This is a genomic window from Nocardioides halotolerans DSM 19273 (assembly GCF_000422805.1).
Taxonomy (GTDB): domain Bacteria; phylum Actinomycetota; class Actinomycetes; order Propionibacteriales; family Nocardioidaceae; genus Nocardioides; species Nocardioides halotolerans.
The window spans coordinates 156,163-172,869 of the sequence record NZ_KE383926.1 but is presented as its reverse complement, the minus strand read 5'-3'; the positions used below and the strand labels follow the sequence as shown (position 1 = coordinate 172,869).

The window sequence follows — 16,707 nt, the reverse complement described above, 5'->3', positions numbered from 1 at the left end:
GTCGCCGAAGGTGCCCGCCACCGCGAGCGAGTGCGTGTCACCACCCACCTGCACCGTGACCGCCGCCGTGGCGAAGCTGCCGTCCTCGCGCAGCGGTCCGACGTAGCTCAGGCCGGCGTGGGTGAGGGTGACCGAGTCGCCGTCCTGGCAGGCGAGCCCGGGGGCGGCGTTCAGACCGACGGCTCCATGGGCGCCGCCGGGTTGGCCGACTCGGGCTCGAGGGCGCCGAGCAGCGCGCGGAGCCGGTCCTCGTTGCGCTCGAGCACGTCGAGGTTCACGTCGGCGGCGCCGGGCTTGCCGTCGGGGTACTCGAACGGGTTGTCGAGGTCGCGGATCAGCCCCACCAGGTAGAACAGCAGGTAGGTGATGAGCCCGACCAGGCACAGCGTCGGCGCGAGGTCCTCGAGGTCGGTGAGGACCATGATCGCGGCCAGCAGCACGGCGGTGACCTCGGCGATGAGGTAGCCCGCGGCGACGTACGACGTGCGGCGCATGGTGTCCATGCGGAGCACGATCTTGCGCACCGACGCCTGCTCCGACTTCAGCCGCGTGGTGAAGCCGGCCTGGATCGCCGGCGCCATCACGCGGAACGGCCCGTTGAGCGCGCGGATGTCGGACAGCACGTCGTCGAAGCCGCGGTCCTGCATCAGCCACATCCGGATGGAGGTGCTGATCTCGATGAGCTGCTGGAGGGCGGTGCGTGCCTCGGGGAGCCTGAGGTCCTCGTAGGTGATCAGGCACTCGTCGGCCATGGTCTCCAGGCTCGCCGCGACCTCGCCGGGCAGCCGCTCGGCCTCCTTGAAGTCACCGGCGGTGCCGGAGAGCAGGAAGCCGAGGATGAAGACCTCGGCGGCGATCGCGCCGGCGAGCAGCGGGCTCAGGTTGAGCGGCTGGAGGTCCGTGGCGTCCGCGATCCACTTGAGGAGGACGACGCCGACGGCCCACGGGAGCGCGCCGATGAGGAGGCGCGGGTTCCCACGGAAGAGGTGCTTGGTCACGAACGTCGAGGCTATGTCGGCTTCGGCGCGAGGCCCATGGTCCTTGTGGGTCATATGCCGGGTGGGAGAGCCCTACGGGGCCAGCCGCTCGGTCTGCCAGCCGTCCTCCCCATCGCCGGCCGTGCGGCGGTAGACGAGCCGGTCGTGCATCCGGCCGGGCCGGCCCTGCCAGAACTCCACCGCCTCCGGGTGCACGAGGTAGCCGCCCCACTCCTCGGGCGTCGGCACGTCGACGTCGGCGTAGCGCGCCTCGGCGTCGGCGTACGCCGCGGCGAGCTCGTCGCGACCGGAGACCACCCGCGACTGGTGCGAGGCCCATGCGCCGAGCTGGGAGCCGCGCGGGCGGACCGCGAAGTAGGCGTCGACCTCGGCTCGCGGCAGCAGCCGGGCGGTGCCGTCGACGCGCACCTGGCGCTCCAGCGGGTGCCACGGGAAGAGGAGCGCGATGCGGGGGTTGCCGGCCAGCTCGGTGCCCTTGCGCGAGCCGGTGTTGGTGTAGAACACGAACCCCTCGTCGGAGACGCCCTTGAGCAGCACCAGCCGTGCCGACGGCGCGAAGTCGGCCGAGACGGTCGCGACCACCATCGCGTTGGGCTCGTGGAGGCCGGCCGCGTGCGCGTCGTCGTACCACCGCCGGAACATCGCGATCGGGTCGGGCAGCAGGTCGGCCTCGACCAGGCCGCCCGTGGTGTACTCCGCGCGGGCCGCCGCCACCGAGCCGAGCGCGCCGGCGTCTTCATGGGCGTCGTGGGGATCCATGGATGCTCAACATACGGGCCTCCTCGGGTCCGGCAGCAGGTACGGCAGAATGCGCGACATGGCTGACGACGTATCCGCGGTGGAGGTGCACGAGGGTCTCGAGGGCGTCATCGCCTTCCGGACCGAGATCGCTGAGCCCGACAAGGAAGGCTCGGCGCTGCGCTACCGCGGCGTCGACATCGAGGACATCGTCGGCCGGGTGCCGTTCGAGAACGTGTGGGGACTGCTCGTCGACGGGTCCTACGCCCCCGGGCTGCCGCCGGCCGAGCCGTACAACATCGCGATCCACACCGGCGACGTCCGCGCCGACGTCCAGGCGTCGGTCGCGATGCTGGCGCCGATGCTCGGGATGGGTCAGACCTACGACATCAGCGACGAGCAGGCGCGCCTCGACCTCTCGCGGGTGGCCGTGATGGTGCTGTCGTACGCCGCGCAGTCGGCCCGGGGCCTCGGCAAGCCCGTCGTGCCGCAGAGCGAGGTCGACAAGGGCGCCACGCTCGCCGAGCGCTTCCTGATCCGCTGGAAGGGCGAGCCGGACCCCAAGCACGTCAAGGCGATCGACGCCTACTGGTCCTCGGCCGCCGAGCACGGCATGAACGCCTCGACGTTCACGGCCCGGGTGATCACCTCGACCGGCGCCGACGTCGCGGCCGCGTTCTCCGGGGCGATCGGCGCGATGAGCGGGCCGCTGCACGGCGGTGCGCCGGCGCGGGTGCTGACCATGATCGAGGAGGTCGAGAAGTCCGGCGACGCGGACGCCTACGTCAAGGGACTGCTCGACAAGGGCGAGCGGCTGATGGGCTTCGGCCACCGCGTCTACCGCGCGGAGGACCCGCGGGCTCGCGTGTTGCGGCGCACGGCGCAGGAGCTCGACGCCCCGCGCTACGAGGTCGCCGAGGCGCTGGAGAAGGCCGCCCTGGCCGAGCTGCGCGCGCGGCGCCCCGACCGGGTGCTGGAGACCAACGTGGAGTTCTGGGCGGCGATCGTCCTCGACTTCGCCGAGGTGCCGGCCAACATGTTCACCTCGATGTTCACCTGCGCCCGCACCGGCGGCTGGTCGGCGCACATCCTGGAGCAGAAGAAGACCGGCCGGCTGATCCGGCCCTCGGCCATCTACGCCGGCCCGTCCGCCCGTCCCGCCACGGACGTGGAGGGCTGGCAGGCGGAGTGGGCTGACTAGAGCTACGGCGCCGTCCCGTCGCGGACCCGGTCGAGGGCGGCGTGGAGCGCACCTGGGTGCTCGAGCTCGAGAGCGCAGGCCGCGTCCACCTCGTGGGTGCCGGTGGCGTCGACGAGACGCCGCAGTCCGTGCGGGGTGTGCCAGAGGTAGCGGCCGAGGCCGAGCTGCTGGGCGCGGTAGGCCTGGTGGGTCTTGGCCCGGTGATGTCGTCGCCCCAGCGGGGCGGCGTTGTGGTCGCCGGTCTGGCCGGGTGGGCCGGTGGGCTGGTAGGGATCCGGATGGTCCATGTCGGTGCCGCGGCTGATCGTGGTCGCGTGGGGGAACACGTCGCCCACGCAGCGCAGGTGGGTGCGGACCTTGACCTCCTCGGGGTGCTCGTAGGCGTTGACGCTGTGTGTCTCGGCGAGGTCGATGACCGGCGCGAGCGTGACCCGCGCGTGGCCCAGGAGCCCCTGGAGCTCCTCCAGAAGCAGCGGACCGGCCTCCTCGACCCGTGCCACGCCCTCGGCCCCCTCCAGGACGGTCTGGTGGAGGTGGACGTGCACGACGGCGTGCCGGGCTTTCGCGCCGTTGCCGCGCGGCTCCGCCTCCCCTGCGAGAAGGGCCAGCACGTCCTCGGGATGGGCAAGCCACCCCAGCGCGACCGAGCGGAGCTCGTCGCGCGTGCAGTCCTCCGGCAGGTCGGGCACCAGGTCACGGCGGGCGTCGAGGGCGTCGACCACCCGCTCCAGGGTCGCGTCGAGCCAGACCGCGTCGGCCGGAACAACTGGGGCGATCACCGTGCGGAGTCCGTCGTCATCGGTCGGGGTGATGGCGACGTACCTCTTGCGGCGCCCGGCCTCTCGCTCAGTACGAGCCGCCTCGGTGTCGGCCTCAAGCACCTTGGCTTCGGCGATCGTGAGCAGCCGACCCGGCCCCTCCTCGACCGCCTCCGCCACCGCGTGGTCGACCAGCTCGGCCGCCTCGGCGTCGAGCTTGCGCGTCATCGAGGCGACCTTGCGAGCAGCCCACAGGTCGACCCGGCCCTCTCGCACCGCAGCGTGGAGCTCGGGCAGCCGGTGCCGCAGGTCGAGCCCGTCGGCGACGAGCGACCGCACCGCCAGCGTGTGCTGACCCCGCGCGACCGCGAGCTCGCACAACGCCAGGTCCTGCACCATCGGCGTCCCGGCGCCACCGACCCGCACAAGCCGCGCCGCACCCGGAGGCCGCGGCACGCCATCAGCACGAGGGTCGTCGGCGTGCAGGTCGGCCCAGTGCAGCGCCAGGTCGAGCTCACGCACCTCGGCAGCCCGCCGATCGCGCACGCCCGCCTCGACCGCGGTCAGCGTCTCGGCGGCGTCGAGGTCCTCGACGGCGACGAAGCTGATCGGCTCGGGCATGACTCAACCCAACCACTCGCCACCGACACTGCTACTGGATCGGAGGACGCTGTCCACAGCGTACGAACGTCCGGGTTCTGGTCCTGGTGGGCGAGTTCCACCTCCCAGGTCGCCGAGCAAGCACTCACCTGACGATGGGTCGGGCAGAAGCCCTGGTCCTGGCATACCTTTCGGGTCGTGGCGTCACGTGGGGAGCTCGCGGAGCCGGAGCCGGAGCCAGCCTCCTTCGGTTGGGGCTTCATCTTGGCGTTCGCAGTCAACCTCGCCGTCGCGGCCTGCACCATTCCGATCGCCGATCATTGGAACGCTCGCGGCGGCGAAGAGTGGTCCGTCGGGCTGGTGGCCGGCAGCGCTGTTCTGACCGGGTTGGTCGGCACGATCGCACTCCTCAACCCACGAAGACGTCGTTGGGGCGCGGGCGTTCTTGTTGGCGCGGTCCTTGCGCCGTTGACCGCTGGCGCGGTCTTCATCTGGTACTTCGCGATCCTCCACGGGTCCTGACGCGAGCCGTCCGGGCGGAGCCCGACCAGCAGCCGCGTAGCGGTCATGCCGCTGTGACGCTGGTCGAGGTACGAGCGTCAGAGCCTCGAAACCTCGCAAGGCTCTTGCTGGGACTTACGCCGGTGCCTACGCTGCGGCGGTTTCGAGGCTCGTCGCTAGCGCTCCTCGCACCTCAACCACCGGGAGCCTGGCGTCCTCACATGCCTTGTCGAGGTGGCCGAGTGCTAGTCCGTGGCGGAGAAGTCCCCGCCGAAGAACCCGCACTGGTGGGTGGTGAGGCTGCCGGTGGCACGGTGCGCGGTCCAGAACTTGCCCTCGATGCTGACGTACCTGCCGCCGGAGACACTGAACCTGCCGTCGTCCCTGATCGGCACGTTGCGGCGGGTGAACCTCTCCTTCGTCCCGTCGCAGTCAGCGACGATGACGATCCTGGCGATCTTGTGAGGGTCGCGGCCGACCTTGATCGTCATCGTGCCCGCATCGTCCGCGACGTCGAGATGCGAGTCCTTGTACGTCGTCCACCTCGCCGGCAGCCCGGCGACGGCCGGACCGGATGGCAGGACGAGGGTCACCGGCACAGCGACCGCGACGGCGAGGACGGACAGCGCAACTCGTGATCGGGACATCCGATGGGTTCCTTCCCAGTCTGGCGTTCGCAGCGTGGAAGGCGATCTTGGGTCATCCCGGTGCAGGTGCGCTACTCCGGCACCAGGTCTACGTAGAAGCTGGTCCGCCCCTTCGCGCCGGCCTTCGACAGCGAGATGTGCACGTGGTCGCGGTGCCGCAGCGTCTTCGAGCACGTCCGCTTGGAGCGGCAGGACGACGACAGGTAGCTCTCCGGCTGGAACTGGTGGTAGGCCGGGTAGAAGTGGTCGTTCCAGATGACGTACATGATCCCCATCCGGCGGGCCAACGCAGCGGGGTTGCCGGCGGCGTCGGGGGCGAACGCCGCGGCCAGGAACGCCTTCGCGACCAGACGGTCGGCGCGGTCGGTGGCGTCGAGGGTCCAGTCGATCGCGCGCCCGTCCTTGTGCTCGGAGGCGCCGGAGCCGGTGCAGGGCCGGTTGACCGCCCCGCCTCCGCCGCCGTACGTCGCGACCAGCCAGCTGCCGAGCGCGACGGTGCCGGGGCGCGGCTTCTTGGTGCACGTGGTCTGCGGCGCGTAGCCCGCGTAGTCCTCCACGGGCAGGCCGCCACCGTCGATGGCCCGGGGAGCGTCGGCCGCGGCCGGACCGCCGAGGGAGAGAGCGGCAGCGCACAGCGACAGTGCGGCCGCGACGAGGAGCGCGCGCATGGCCGCACCGTAGGTCGGCACCGGCGCGCCCCGGAGCGGAACGGGGTGAATTACAACCGTGCGGTCAGGACCGGGTGGTCCGGCTCAGGTAGGCCAGCCCGCGCGGCGAGACCTCGTAGCCGACGGCGTAGGAGATCGTCAGGCCGAGGTTCTTCAGCTTGCGGACGTCGATCTTGAACGGCGCCGTCTCGCGCCCGACCAGCTCGGCCAGGTCGGGCGCGCGGCGCTGGGGGTGCTCCCGGATCAGCGCGAGGTAGTGCATCGTCCACGGCCCGTGCGCGGCGGCCCGGTCGAGCCGCTCCAGCCGCCGGTCGAGGTCGGCGACGTCGTCGTCGGTGAGGTCGGCGGACGCGCGCAGCGCCACCCGCGGGTCGGGTCCGGCGTACGCCAGCTCGACGCGGTAGGTCTCGCCCTCGGGCGCAAGCCGGCGCCGCAGCCGCTCGGCGTCGGGCCAGCCCGCGCGCTGCGCCTCGTCGTCGGTGATGGCGTCGGCCTCCACCACGGTGACGGCCTCGACGCGCACCAGTCCGGCGGAGGTCGTGAACACCTGCCCCGGCACGACGTCCTGCTTGCGCCAGCGCCGGAACGCCAGCGTCACCGACCCGTCGGCGACCCCCTGGGCCACCCTCATCGGGAGCAGCACGGTCAGGCCCCGCTCAGATCAGGCCCTCGACGGCGTCCTTGGCCTCCTTGAGCCCGAGGCCCGTCTTCTCGCGGTAGAGCTTGATCGCGTTGATCAGCTTGCCGTCGTCCTTCAGCTGCCGGACCTCGTCGAGCCACGCGCCGCCGGCGACGTTGCTGCCGTAGGGGATCTGGCCGGGGTCGGTGCCCGCCAGCGCGTTGGGCGGCCCGGCGGCCACCGCACCGGTCGTCAGCGCGGCCAGCTGCCCCTGCAGCGACGCGACCGCCGACTCGAGCCGGGCGAGCCGGTCGTTGATCGCCCCGAGGTCGACCTGGTCCTGCGCCGAGCCACCGAAGATCCCCATCAGAGTCCCTCCACGTTGCCCGTCACGTTCTCGCTCACGGCGACACGCTAGTGGTCTCAAGCGGCTTCGCGTAGCAGCGGTTCAGCGGCTCGTCCTTGTAGTAGCCGAACGACGGGATGCGGGTGTAGCCCGACGACTCGTAGAGAGCCATCGCCTCCGGCTGCGCGGTGCCGGTCTCCAGGATCATCGCCTCGGCACCCGACGCCGCCGCGCTCCGCTCGAGGTGCGCGAGCATCGTCCGTGCGAGCCCGCGGCCGCGGGCCTCGGTGGCGACGTACATCCGCTTGATCTCGGCGGTACGCCGGGTGCCGAACGTCTCGACGTCGTCGTGCGCCCGCCAGGCGCCCGACGCCACCGGTCGCCGCTCTCGCCCGAAGTCGAGGTAGCCGACGAAGAAGCTGCCGGACGGCGGCTCGAACATCAGCGGGTCGAGCGGGGTGACGTCGGGGCCGCCGTAGCGGGCGACGTACTCCGCCTGCACCTCCTCGATCAGGCGCATCGCGTCGGGGTGCCCGTAGCCGACCCGGACGATCTCCAGCGCCGCCGGCTCAGCCAAGTGCGTGTCCGCAGCGCTGGCAGGTCTCGGCGTCCTCGGGGTTGCGGGCCACGCACTCCGGGCAGAACCGGCCGCGGCCGTCGTCGCGCGCGACGACCAGGCAGGCGACGGCGAACACCACGAGCACCGGCCCGGCCACCAGCCCCCAACCGCCGGCGACCAGCCCCCACACGGCGATGGCGACGCCGGCCACCGCGATCAGCACCCCGCCCAGCAGGAGCACGCGCTGCAGACCCTCGTGGTCGCGCGCGGTGCGCCCTCGGGGCATCTGGACTCCTCCGGGTCGGCGGCTGGGCGGCTGCCAGAATAGGTGGCGTGAACGACGACTCGACCAACGCACCGCGGATCCCGGCCGACCTGCTGCCCGCCGACGGTCGGTTCGGTGCGGGCCCGTCCAAGATCCAGCCGGCCCACCTCGACGCGCTCGCGGCCACCGGCTCCTCGCTGATGGGCACGTCGCACCGCCAGGCGCCGGTGCGCGACCTGGTCGGCCGGGTGCGCGAGGGGGTCGCCGAGCTGTTCTCGATGCCGGAGGGCTACGAGGTGGTGCTCGGCAATGGCGGCGCGACGGCGTTCTGGGACGTCGCCACGTTCGGCCTGATCGAGCAGAAGAGCCAGCACCTGACCTTCGGCGAGTTCTCGAGCAAGTTCGCGACCGCGGTCAAGGCGGCGCCGTGGCTCGACGAGCCGTCGGTGATCGCGAGCGAGCCCGGCTCACGACCGGTGGCCGCCGCCGAGGCGGGCGTCGACGCCTACGCCTGGGCGCACAACGAGACGTCGACCGCCGTGATGGCGCCGGTGGTGCGACCGAAGGGGGCCGACGACGGGGCGCTGGTGCTCATCGACGCCACCTCCGGAGCCGGCGGCCTGCCCGTCGACCTCACCGAGTCGGACGTCTACTACTTCGCGCCACAGAAGTCGTTCGCCTCCGACGGCGGCCTCTACGTCGCGATCTTCTCCCCCGCCGCGATCGAGCGGGCCGAGCGGATCGCCGCGTCGGGGCGGCACGTCCCGGCGTTCTTCGACCTGAAGACCGCGATCGACCAGTCGCGGCTCAACCAGACCTACAACACCCCCGCGGTCGCGACGCTGTTCCTCATGGCCGAGCAGCTCGACTGGATGAACGGCCAGGGCGGCCTCAAGGGCATGGTCGAGCGCACGACCGAGTCGTCGAGCACGCTCTACGGCTGGGCCGAGGCGTCCGAGGCGGCGTTCCCCTACGTCACCGACCCGGAGCACCGCTCCCTGGTGATCGGCACCATCGACTTCGACGACGCCATCGACGCCAGTGCCATCGCCGCGACGCTGCGCGCCAACGGCATCGTCGACACCGAGCCCTATCGCAAGCTCGGCCGCAACCAGCTGCGCATCGCGATGTACCCCGCGATCGACCCGTCCGACATCGCCGCGCTCACCGCCTGCATCGACTGGGTGATCGAGCGGCTCTAGACACGGCCTAGCCGAGCTGGGCCTTGATCGCGTCGTACGTGTCGTGGCCGAAGGCGACCAGCCGCGCCTCGTCGACGCGGGTGTCGGCGGACCGGAACACCTCCAGGGCGGCGGCGATCGCGTCGTCTTTGGGCCAGCCGTAGACGCCGGCGCTGACCAGCGGGAACGCCACCGTGCGCGCCCCCAACTCGTCGGCGACCTCGAGGGCGCGCACGTAGCACGAGGTCAGCAGCGAGCGGTCGGTCTCGCCGCGGGTGTGGTTGGGGCCGACGACGTGGATCACCCAGCGCGCCGCCAGGTCGCCGGCCGTGGTCCAGCCGGCGTCGCCGGTGGCGAGCCCGTGGGGGAACCGCCGGATGCAGTCCTCGAGCACGGCCGGGCCGCCCGCCCGGTGGATCGCGCCGTCCACGCCCGACCCGCCGCGCATCGCCCGGTTGGCGGCGTTGACGACCGCGTCGACGTCCTGCTCGGTGATGTCGCCCTCGACGACGGTGATCCTCACTCGAACTCCCTCAGCAGCTTGAGCGTCGCGCGCTCCAGGGCGGCCTGGCGCTCGTCGGTGTTCTCGTAGCGGCGCCGGGTGGCGCGCTCGATGGTCTTGCCGCGCCGGTAGGCGTCGACGACGCGCGGGTCGACGTACGACGACTTGGCCAGCGCCGGGGTGTTGCCGAGGAACTGCGAGACCTCCTTCATCGCCTCCGCGATCGCGCGCTTCTGCGAGGCCTTGCTCTGGCCGGGCTCCGGCGTCTCGGCGAGCGCGGCGGCGGCGAGCACCGTGGCGTGCCAGGTGCGGAAGTCCTTCGCCGTCGCCTCCAGCCCGGTCGAGGCCCGCACGTAGTCGTTGACCAGGTCGGGCAGCAGCGAGCGCCACGATCGGCCGTCCTTGTAGGACAGCAGCCGGTCGTCCCCGCCGCGCCGCCGGCGCATGATCTCGATCGCGTCGATGACGACCTCGTCGTCGATGCGGATCTCGTGCTCGACGCCGGACTTCCCGGTGAACGCGAACACCAGCGCCCGCTGGTGCTTGCGGACGTGGCGGCGTTCGAGGGTGGTCAGACCGAACGAGCCGTTCTCGTCGGCGTAGACGTCGTTGCCGATGCGGAAGTAGCCCAGGTCGAGCAGCCGGACCGCCGCCGCGCAGGCGCGCTCGAGGGGCATCCCCTGCATGCCGAGGTCGACCAGCACCCGCTCCCGCGCCTTGGAGAGCGCCTTGCCGAACAGCAGCATCCGGTCGAACTTCTCGGCGTCGCGCCGCTCGCGCCACTGCGGGTGGTAGAGGTACTGGCGCCGCCCGGCGTCGTCGGTGCCGACCGCCTGGAGGTGGCCGTTCGCGTACGGCGTGATCCACACGTCCTTCCACGCGGGCGGGATCACCAGGTCGCGGACCCGCTGCGCCTGCTCCTCGGGCAGCCGCGCACCGCGCTCGTCGAGGTAGACGAAGCCCTTTCCGGCACGGCGTCGGGTCCAGCCCAGCTGGTCGGGAGAGGTACGGCGAAGGCGAGGCACGCGGGGACAGTAGCCAGCGCGGGCGCGAGGTGAACCTCGGCCCGCCGAGAGTCGCGCGTCAGACCGTCCGCGTGCGGTCGTGCACGCGACGGATCGCCGCGTCGAGCCGGCCGAGGGCCGCCCGCAGCTCGGCGACGGCGTCCGCGCCCCCGAGCTCGTCGGTGATGCCGCGCATCGTCCTGCGGAACCGCGCCCGGCACGCGTCACGGGTCGCCCGGCCCTGCTCGGTGAGCTCCAGCCGGTGGGCACGACGATCGGCCGCGTCGCGGGTGCGGAGGAGATCGCCCCGGGCCTCCATGGCGCTGAGGTAGCCGGTCAGCGTCGCCGGCCGCAGGCCGAGCACCTCCAGCAGCTCCTTGGGCGAGCTCGCCCCGTGCGCCAGCTGCCCGTAGACGGCGTACTGCGCGGGAGACACACCCGTCCCGCGCAGCGCGTGCTCGATGAGCGCGCCGAGGTGCTGGTCGAGGACGAAGACGTCCAGCGCGATGTTCGAGCCGGGCTGGTCGAGCACCGGTCCGCCGTCGGGCCTCACCGGCACACCCTAGGCGATCGTCAGGTCACCGGCGGCGGAGCGAACCGAGCAGCACCACGAGGCACCCGAGCCCGATCAGCCCGCCCACGAACCACGGCCAGGCGGGGCGCTGGGTCTCGGTGGTCTCCGGGAGCTCGGCGTCCTCACGCGACTCGGTGCGGCGCGTGGGCGAGGCGCTGGGGGTCGGCGAGGTGGCCGGCAGCGACACCCGCAGCACCGACGCGTGCAGCCCCTCCGAGCTGAGCAGGAGGCTGCCGTCGGCGTCCACCGCCAGCCCCTCCCCCTGCGGCTGCGAGGGCAGGCGGAGGTCGTCGAGCCGCTCCAGCGACGGGAACGCGTAGACCACCCCGATGCCGTAGTTGCGGATCACCAGGCGCGTGCCGTCCGCCAGGAACGCGCCGTCGGTCGCGATCGGCAGCACCTCGCCCAGGGGCTCGAGCTCGTTGGGCGCGTCCGGGTCGAGGGGCTCCGGTGCGGCGTACAGCGTGCCGCCGAGCGTGCCCTTCGTCGCGACGTAGAGCCGTCCGGTCGTCGGGTCGCTCAGCAGCGTCTCGGCGTTGTGGGGCCCGTCGGGGTAGACGAGGTCGTAGACCGGCCCGTCGTAGTCGCGGTCCCCGGGGCCGACCGGCAGCGGCGCCACCTGCACCGAGTCCCGCCGCTCGAGGTTGTCGCCGACGTCACCGACCCAGACGTGGTCGCCATCGAGCGGCGCGAGCGCCTCGACGTCCTGCACGTCCTCGCCCCACTCGGTGACCCCGACCGTCTCGCCGGTCGCCGGGTCCACGGTGAAGACCCGGCCGCTGTCGCCCGAGTCGTTGGTGGTGACGACGAGCCCGTCGGCGACCGCGAGTCCGCTCGACTCGACGATGTCGTCGTCCTGGAAGGAGAAGACCACCTGGGCGCGGTCGGCGGGAGCGGCCGCGGCACCGACGAGGAACGGTACGGCGAGCAGCCCCGTGAGGACCCGCTCGATCATCGGCCGTCGATCAGCTCGGCCAGCCTGGGCCGGATGCCCCACGTGTCGACCAGGTCGTCGTACTCGCGCCGCAGCGAGCCGCCGGTGACCGGAGCACCCGTGCGCGTCGCGCGGAGCAGTGTGTTGCGCGGCGTGTGCTTGCTCTCGACGAACTGCACGACGTCGACGCGGTAGCCCTGGAGGCGCATCAGCGTGGCCCGCAGCGCGTCGGTCAGGGTGTCGGCGAGCCGCTCGCGCAGGATGCCGTGCCGAGTGAGCATGGCGTACGGCGCCGGGGTCGGCGACCTGCGCAGCTGGGCCGCCACGTCGTGGTGGCAGCAGGGCGCGGCCAGCACCAGCGTGGCCTCCCACTCGACCGCGCGGGCCAGGGCCTCATCGGTCGCGGTGTCGCAGGCGTGCAGCGCCAGCACCACTTCGGGCGCGGGGTCGAGCTCGGCGCCGCCGATCGTGCCGACGACGAACTCGGCGTCGAGGTCGAGCTCGCCGGCGACCTTCTCGTTGTGCTCGCGCGACTGCTCCTTGACGTCGACGCCGACCAGGCGCACGGGCAGCCCGCGGACGCCGGCGAGGTAGCGCTCGGCGGCGAGGGTCAGGTAGGCGTTGCCACAGCCCAGGTCGGCCACGCGGAGCGGCGCGTCCGGGGTCGGCAGGCGCAGCTGACCCTTGTCGATCGCCTCCGTGACCGCCGCGTCGAGCAGCCGCAGGAACTCCTCCACCTGCCGGTGCTTGTCGCGGCGGCTCGGCTTGAGCCGGCCCTCGGCGTCGGCGAGCCCGAGCGCCCGGAACAGCGGGTCGTCCTCGGGCAGCAGCCGCTCCTTGCCGCGGTCGTGGCCGCGATCGACCTCGGCGGGCGAGGCCTGCGCGGTGGCGTGCACCAGCGCCTCGCCCTTGCGGGTCACCCGGAGCTGCAGCGTCTCGGTGGTCGTCGTGAGGTGCCAGTTGCCGAACGGCTCCTCGAGCAGGTCGTCGACCGCGTCGCGAGCCGCGTCGCCGGCGAGGTGGTTGCTGGTGTGCGCCTGCGTCTCGTCGTACGCCGTCACCTGCAGGTGTCGGCCGGCCTTCAGGTCGACGTAGCGCAGCTCGACCCGGCGCCACCGCGGCGAGCCGGCGCGCTGCCGGCCGGACGCGACGGCGCGCACCAGCGTCTCGGGGTCGAGCAGCCGGGTGCGCAGCTGGGCCAGTGCTCGAAGGAGGTTCTCGGCCATCAGACCACCGCGGCGACCAGGACGATCAGCAGCAGCGCCACCAGGGCCACCGGGATGACCAGGCGGCGGTGGCGGGGGTTCACCCGACGAGTCTAGGGAGGTGGTCACAGGTGGGTAGCGGAGCGGTCACGAGTTGCCCGGGCCTCTGGTCCGCGGTCGCTCGGCGCGCCAGTGTCAGGGGCATGGAGGACCCTGCGCACGACTTCGACTTCTGGCTCGGTGAGTGGGAGGTGCACGACCCGGCCGGCACCCACGTCGGCCGCAGCTCGATCACCGCGCTGTTCGGCACCGGCGCCCTGGCCGAGCACTGGCGGGGCGACGGCGGCGTCGAGGGGCACAGCCTCAACGCGTGGGACCCCGAGCGTGGCTGCTGGCACCAGACCTGGCTCGACTCGACGGGCGGCGTGCTCCTCCTCGACGGCGCGCTCCGGGACGGCGCGATGGTGCTCGAGGGCATCGACGCCGACGCGCGGCAGCGGATCACGTGGACGCAGGAGGACGACGGCGTCCGCCAGGTGTGGGAGACGTCTAAGGACGACGGCACCACCTGGGAGACAGCGTTCGACGGCCGCTACACGAGGGCTGGTTAGCCGCCCTGGAGCCGTGAGACCAGCAGCTCGGCGAGGTGCAGCGTCGGCACGCCGGCGAGGTCGTCGAGCTGCACCCGGCACGACATGCCGTCGGCGAGCACGACGGCGCCGGGGTTCGCGCGCACGGCGGGCAGCAGGTGGGTCTCGGCGACCGCCACCGAGACCTCGTAGTGACCCTTCTCCATCCCGAAGTTGCCGGCCAGGCCGCAGCAACCGGCCACGCGGGTGACGCTCGCCCCGGCGCGCTCCAGCAGCTCCTGGTCGGCGGCCCAGCCGAGCACGGCGTGGTGGTGGCAGTGCGGCTGGGCGACGACCTCGATCCCGCTCAGGTCCGGCACCGGGAGGCCGTCGCGGGCGATCAGCTCGGCGAGGCTGAGCACGTCGACGGGAGCGCCGGTCAGCTCGACGGCGTCGCTGCGCAGGGTGGCCAGGCACGAGGGCTCGAGCCCGATGACCGGCACGCCCGAGTCGACGTACGCCGCGAGGGTGGCGACCGTCCGCTCCATGAGCGCGCGGGCGCGGTCGAGCTGGCCGGTCGAGATGAGCGTCAGCCCGCAGCACGCGTCGTCGGGGATCACCCGCGCGGTCAGCCCGGCCGCCTCGAGGTAGCGGATGGCCGCGTGGCCGTTGCCGGGGAAGAAGTGGTCGCTGAAGGAGTCGGCCCAGATCCAGACGTCCGGCGCGCCGCTGCCGCTCGTCGGCGCGGACCGGCGGAGGGTCTTGGGCGCGAACGCCGGGATCGACCGGCGCTGGTCGATGCCGGCGGCGGCCTTCGCCAGCCGCGCGACGGGCCCGAGTCGGGTCATCCGGTTGGCCAGCGGCGCCACCGGAGCGGCCAGGGCGGCCCACCACGGGAGACGGCCGAGCAGGCGGTGGCTGCGCGGGCGGCGCACGCCCTCGACGTCGTGCTTCTGGTGCAGCGCCTCGGACTTGTACGTCGCCATGTCGACGCCGGTCGGGCAGTCCGACGCGCAGCCCTTGCACGCCAGGCAGAGGTCGAGCGCCTCGGTGACCGCCGGGTCGGCGAAGCCGTGCACCAGCGTCCCGTCGATCGCCTCCTGCAGCACCCGCGAGCGGCCCCGGGTCGAGTCCTTCTCGTTGCGGGTGGCCAGGTAGGACGGACACATCACACCGTTGGTCTGGGGCGCCACGCACTTGCCGACGCCGGTGCAGCGGTGCACGGCGTCGCCGAGCCGGCCGTGGTCGTGCGGCAGCCTGACCACCGGGGTCACGGGCAGCCGCGGCCGCGTGGGCCGCAGGTCGGCGTCGAGCGGAGCCGGGTCGACGAGGTTGCCCGGGTTGAGCAGGTTGCCGGGGTCGCAGATCGCCTTGACCGCGGAGAAGAGCCGCAGTGACGCGACGTCGTACATCAGCGGCAGCAGCTCGGAGCGGGCCCGACCGTCTCCGTGCTCCCCCGACAGCGAGCCGCGGTGGTCGCGCAGCTTGAGCGCGCAGGCGGTGAGGAAGTCGCGGAAGACCCGGGCGGAGCCGTCGTCGCCCGGGCGGAACGGGAAGTCGATCCGGACGTGCACGCAGCCGTCGCCGAAGTGGCCGTAGGGCACGCCGTCGAGGCCGTGCTCCCGCAGCAGCGCGTCGAAGTCGCGCAGCCACGCGCCCAGCCGGTCCGGCGGCACCGCGGCGTCCTCCCAGCCGGAGTAGGCCGGCGTCGCGAGGCTGCGCGCGGCCAGGCCCGCGCCGTCCTCGCGGATCCGCCACAGCGCGGCCGCCTCGGCGGCGTCGACCACCAGCCGCGACTCACCGACGCCGGTCGCGGCCGCGAGCCGGGTCAGGGCGTCGCGCACCTCGGCCGCGTCGGACCCGGTCATCTCGCAGAAGAGCCACCCCTCGCCCGGCGGGAGCCCGGGCACGGCACTGCCGCGCGCCCGGACCAGCTCCACGATGCGCGAGTCGATGCCCTCGCAGGCCACCAGCCGCCCGGCACCGGCCTCGAGCAGCGCCGGCACCGCGTCGGCGGCCTCGACCATCGACGCGAAGCCCAGGACGAGGAGCTGCCGCACCGGCTCGTCCTCCACCAGCCGCACGGTCGCCTCCCGCACCACCGCGAGCGTGCCCTCCGAGCCGACGAGGAACCGCTCGATGTTGCGGCCGCGCTCCGGCAGCAGGTGCTCGAGGGAGTAGCCGCTCACCTGCCGCCCGAACCGACCGAACTCGGTGCGCACGTGGGCGAGGTCGCTCTGCACGAGCTCGAGAAGCCGAGCCCCGCTGGTCGAGCCTGTCGAGACCTCCGCAGCCAGGGCACCCAACCGAGCCCGCTCGCCGTTGCCGAAGATCACGTCCAGCCCCACGACGTTGTCGACGGTGCGGCCGTAGCCGAGCGCGCGCGAGCCGCAGGCGTTGTTGCCGATCATCCCGCCGATCGTGCAGCGGGTGTGGGTCGACGGGTCGGGCCCGAACCGCAGGCCGTGCGGGGCGGCCGCGCGCTGCAGGTCGGCGTGAACGACCCCCGGCTGGACGACCGCCGTGCGCGCCTCCGGGTCGACGGAGACGACCCGGTTGAGGTGCTTGAGGGTGTCGACGACGATGCCGGGGCCGACCGCGTTGCCGGCGATCGAGGTGCCGGCGCCACGCATGGTGACGGGCACACCGGTCGCGCGCGCCGCGTCGAGCACCGCGTCGAGCTCGTCCGCGGCCCGCGGGCGCACGACCACCTGCGGCACGACGCGGTAGAGCGAGGCGTCCGACGAGTAGAGCGCCCGGCTCAGCGCCGAGTCGTCGACGTCCTCGACGCCCCGGTCCCGCAGCTCCCCCACGAGGTCGGAAGCGGCTGCGGGCACC

Annotated in this window: 19 protein-coding genes; 4 read left to right on the top strand and 15 right to left on the bottom strand. The window is 73.0% G+C overall.

Annotation, left to right across the window (positions count from 1 at the left end; all coding sequences use genetic code 11):
• Positions 1-170: 170 nt before the first annotated feature.
• Positions 171-998, bottom strand: a complete 828-nt coding sequence (locus tag G514_RS0122600) for a hypothetical protein (RefSeq protein WP_028653597.1) — start codon at positions 996-998, stop codon at positions 171-173.
• Between the two features lie 72 nt (positions 999-1,070).
• Positions 1,071-1,757: a pyridoxamine 5'-phosphate oxidase gene (pdxH, locus tag G514_RS0122595; RefSeq protein ID WP_051248113.1), complete on the bottom strand. Its 687-nt coding sequence runs from the start codon at positions 1,755-1,757 to the stop codon at positions 1,071-1,073.
• Between the two features lie 58 nt (positions 1,758-1,815).
• Here pdxH and G514_RS0122590 point away from each other — a divergent pair, with 58 nt between their 5' ends.
• Entirely contained in the window at positions 1,816-2,937 is a 1,122-nt protein-coding gene (locus tag G514_RS0122590) for a citrate synthase 2 (RefSeq protein WP_028653595.1), read from the top strand.
• A 2-nt stretch (positions 2,938-2,939) separates the two neighbouring features.
• Here the strand turns inward: G514_RS0122590 and G514_RS0122585 are convergent, their stop codons facing one another.
• Complete coding sequence (locus G514_RS0122585; RefSeq protein ID WP_028653594.1) at positions 2,940-4,316, bottom strand: DUF222 domain-containing protein; 1,377 nt, start codon at positions 4,314-4,316, stop codon at positions 2,940-2,942.
• Positions 4,317-4,493: 177 nt separating this feature from the next.
• Here G514_RS0122585 and G514_RS0122580 point away from each other — a divergent pair, with 177 nt between their 5' ends.
• A complete protein-coding gene (locus tag G514_RS0122580) occupies positions 4,494-4,817 on the top strand; it encodes a hypothetical protein (protein ID WP_028653593.1) in 324 nt (107 codons plus the stop codon).
• A 224-nt stretch (positions 4,818-5,041) separates the two neighbouring features.
• Here G514_RS0122580 and G514_RS0122575 read toward each other — a convergent pair whose 3' ends face one another.
• The 6 genes from G514_RS0122575 to G514_RS0122550 all read right to left on the bottom strand — a co-directional run bounded on the left by G514_RS0122575 (position 5,042) and on the right by G514_RS0122550 (position 7,921).
• The gene (locus tag G514_RS0122575; protein WP_157545153.1) at positions 5,042-5,443 is read right to left on the bottom strand and encodes a hypothetical protein; all 402 of its coding nucleotides are present in this window, start codon (positions 5,441-5,443) and stop codon (positions 5,042-5,044) included.
• A gap of 71 nt (positions 5,444-5,514) precedes the next feature.
• Positions 5,515-6,111 (bottom strand): VldE C-terminal domain-containing protein, encoded by a 597-nt coding sequence (locus tag G514_RS0122570; RefSeq protein WP_157545150.1) that lies wholly within the window; start codon positions 6,109-6,111, stop codon positions 5,515-5,517.
• Between the two features lie 64 nt (positions 6,112-6,175).
• The gene (locus G514_RS0122565; RefSeq protein ID WP_211222212.1) at positions 6,176-6,742 is read right to left on the bottom strand and encodes an ASCH domain-containing protein; all 567 of its coding nucleotides are present in this window, start codon (positions 6,740-6,742) and stop codon (positions 6,176-6,178) included.
• Between the two features lie 25 nt (positions 6,743-6,767).
• Complete coding sequence (locus G514_RS0122560; protein ID WP_028653589.1) at positions 6,768-7,097, bottom strand: ribosomal protein L7/L12; 330 nt, start codon at positions 7,095-7,097, stop codon at positions 6,768-6,770.
• A gap of 34 nt (positions 7,098-7,131) precedes the next feature.
• Positions 7,132-7,653: a GNAT family N-acetyltransferase gene (locus G514_RS0122555; protein WP_245582309.1), complete on the bottom strand. Its 522-nt coding sequence runs from the start codon at positions 7,651-7,653 to the stop codon at positions 7,132-7,134.
• Positions 7,646-7,921: a zinc-ribbon domain-containing protein gene (locus tag G514_RS0122550; protein ID WP_028653587.1), complete on the bottom strand. Its 276-nt coding sequence runs from the start codon at positions 7,919-7,921 to the stop codon at positions 7,646-7,648. Before G514_RS0122550 ends, G514_RS0122555 begins: the two co-directional genes overlap by 8 nt.
• 47 nt (positions 7,922-7,968) lie before the next feature.
• On the opposite strand from G514_RS0122550, the gene serC reads away from it, so the two are divergent.
• Positions 7,969-9,102, top strand: coding sequence for a phosphoserine transaminase (gene serC / locus G514_RS0122545; RefSeq protein ID WP_028653586.1), 1,134 nt, complete (start codon positions 7,969-7,971; stop codon positions 9,100-9,102).
• Positions 9,103-9,109: 7 nt separating this feature from the next.
• On the opposite strand, the gene G514_RS0122540 is transcribed toward serC, so the two are convergent.
• The 5 genes from G514_RS0122540 to G514_RS0122520 are packed head-to-tail and all read right to left on the bottom strand — an operon-like array spanning position 9,110 to position 13,321.
• On the bottom strand, positions 9,110-9,604 hold the full coding sequence (locus G514_RS0122540; RefSeq protein ID WP_028653585.1) for an O-acetyl-ADP-ribose deacetylase: 495 nt from the start codon (positions 9,602-9,604) through the stop codon (positions 9,110-9,112).
• A complete protein-coding gene (locus G514_RS0122535; protein ID WP_028653584.1) occupies positions 9,601-10,608 on the bottom strand; it encodes a DNA topoisomerase IB in 1,008 nt (335 codons plus the stop codon). Before G514_RS0122535 ends, G514_RS0122540 begins: the two co-directional genes overlap by 4 nt.
• 58 nt (positions 10,609-10,666) lie before the next feature.
• Positions 10,667-11,140: a MarR family winged helix-turn-helix transcriptional regulator gene (locus G514_RS29620; RefSeq protein ID WP_157545147.1), complete on the bottom strand. Its 474-nt coding sequence runs from the start codon at positions 11,138-11,140 to the stop codon at positions 10,667-10,669.
• Between the two features lie 25 nt (positions 11,141-11,165).
• Positions 11,166-12,116, bottom strand: a complete 951-nt coding sequence (locus G514_RS28470; protein ID WP_051248110.1) for a hypothetical protein — start codon at positions 12,114-12,116, stop codon at positions 11,166-11,168.
• Positions 12,113-13,321 carry a class I SAM-dependent methyltransferase gene (locus tag G514_RS0122520; protein WP_028653583.1) on the bottom strand — a complete coding sequence of 403 codons (1,209 nt, stop codon included), beginning with the start codon at positions 13,319-13,321 and terminating at the stop codon, positions 12,113-12,115. Before G514_RS0122520 ends, G514_RS28470 begins: the two co-directional genes overlap by 4 nt.
• 182 nt (positions 13,322-13,503) lie before the next feature.
• On the opposite strand from G514_RS0122520, the gene G514_RS28465 reads away from it, so the two are divergent.
• Complete coding sequence (locus G514_RS28465) at positions 13,504-13,911, top strand: hypothetical protein (RefSeq protein WP_051248108.1); 408 nt, start codon at positions 13,504-13,506, stop codon at positions 13,909-13,911.
• On the opposite strand, the gene G514_RS0122505 is transcribed toward G514_RS28465, so the two are convergent.
• The gene (locus G514_RS0122505; RefSeq protein ID WP_028653582.1) at positions 13,908-16,706 is read right to left on the bottom strand and encodes an FAD-binding and (Fe-S)-binding domain-containing protein; all 2,799 of its coding nucleotides are present in this window, start codon (positions 16,704-16,706) and stop codon (positions 13,908-13,910) included. The two genes, G514_RS28465 and G514_RS0122505, sit on opposite strands and share 4 nt — an antisense overlap.
• Position 16,707 lies beyond the last annotated feature (1 nt).

Bases quoted from the DNA above. Each gene is read 5' to 3' on its own strand.
- G514_RS0122520 (WP_028653583.1), bottom strand. From the start codon at position 13,321: ATGGCCGAGAACCTCCTTCGAGCACTGGCCCAGCTGCGCACCCGGCTG.
- G514_RS0122560 (WP_028653589.1), bottom strand. From the start codon at position 7,097: ATGGGGATCTTCGGTGGCTCGGCGCAGGACCAGGTCGACCTCGGGGCG.
- G514_RS0122575 (WP_157545153.1), bottom strand. From the start codon at position 5,443: ATGTCCCGATCACGAGTTGCGCTGTCCGTCCTCGCCGTCGCGGTCGCT.
- G514_RS0122565 (WP_211222212.1), bottom strand. From the start codon at position 6,742: ATGAGGGTGGCCCAGGGGGTCGCCGACGGGTCGGTGACGCTGGCGTTC.
- G514_RS0122585 (WP_028653594.1), bottom strand. From the start codon at position 4,316: ATGCCCGAGCCGATCAGCTTCGTCGCCGTCGAGGACCTCGACGCCGCC.
- G514_RS28470 (WP_051248110.1), bottom strand. From the start codon at position 12,116: ATGATCGAGCGGGTCCTCACGGGGCTGCTCGCCGTACCGTTCCTCGTC.
- G514_RS0122570 (WP_157545150.1), bottom strand. From the start codon at position 6,111: ATGCGCGCGCTCCTCGTCGCGGCCGCACTGTCGCTGTGCGCTGCCGCT.
- pdxH (WP_051248113.1), bottom strand. From the start codon at position 1,757: ATGGATCCCCACGACGCCCATGAAGACGCCGGCGCGCTCGGCTCGGTG.
- G514_RS0122550 (WP_028653587.1), bottom strand. From the start codon at position 7,921: ATGCCCCGAGGGCGCACCGCGCGCGACCACGAGGGTCTGCAGCGCGTG.
- G514_RS28465 (WP_051248108.1), top strand. From the start codon at position 13,504: ATGGAGGACCCTGCGCACGACTTCGACTTCTGGCTCGGTGAGTGGGAG.
- G514_RS0122590 (WP_028653595.1), top strand. From the start codon at position 1,816: ATGGCTGACGACGTATCCGCGGTGGAGGTGCACGAGGGTCTCGAGGGC.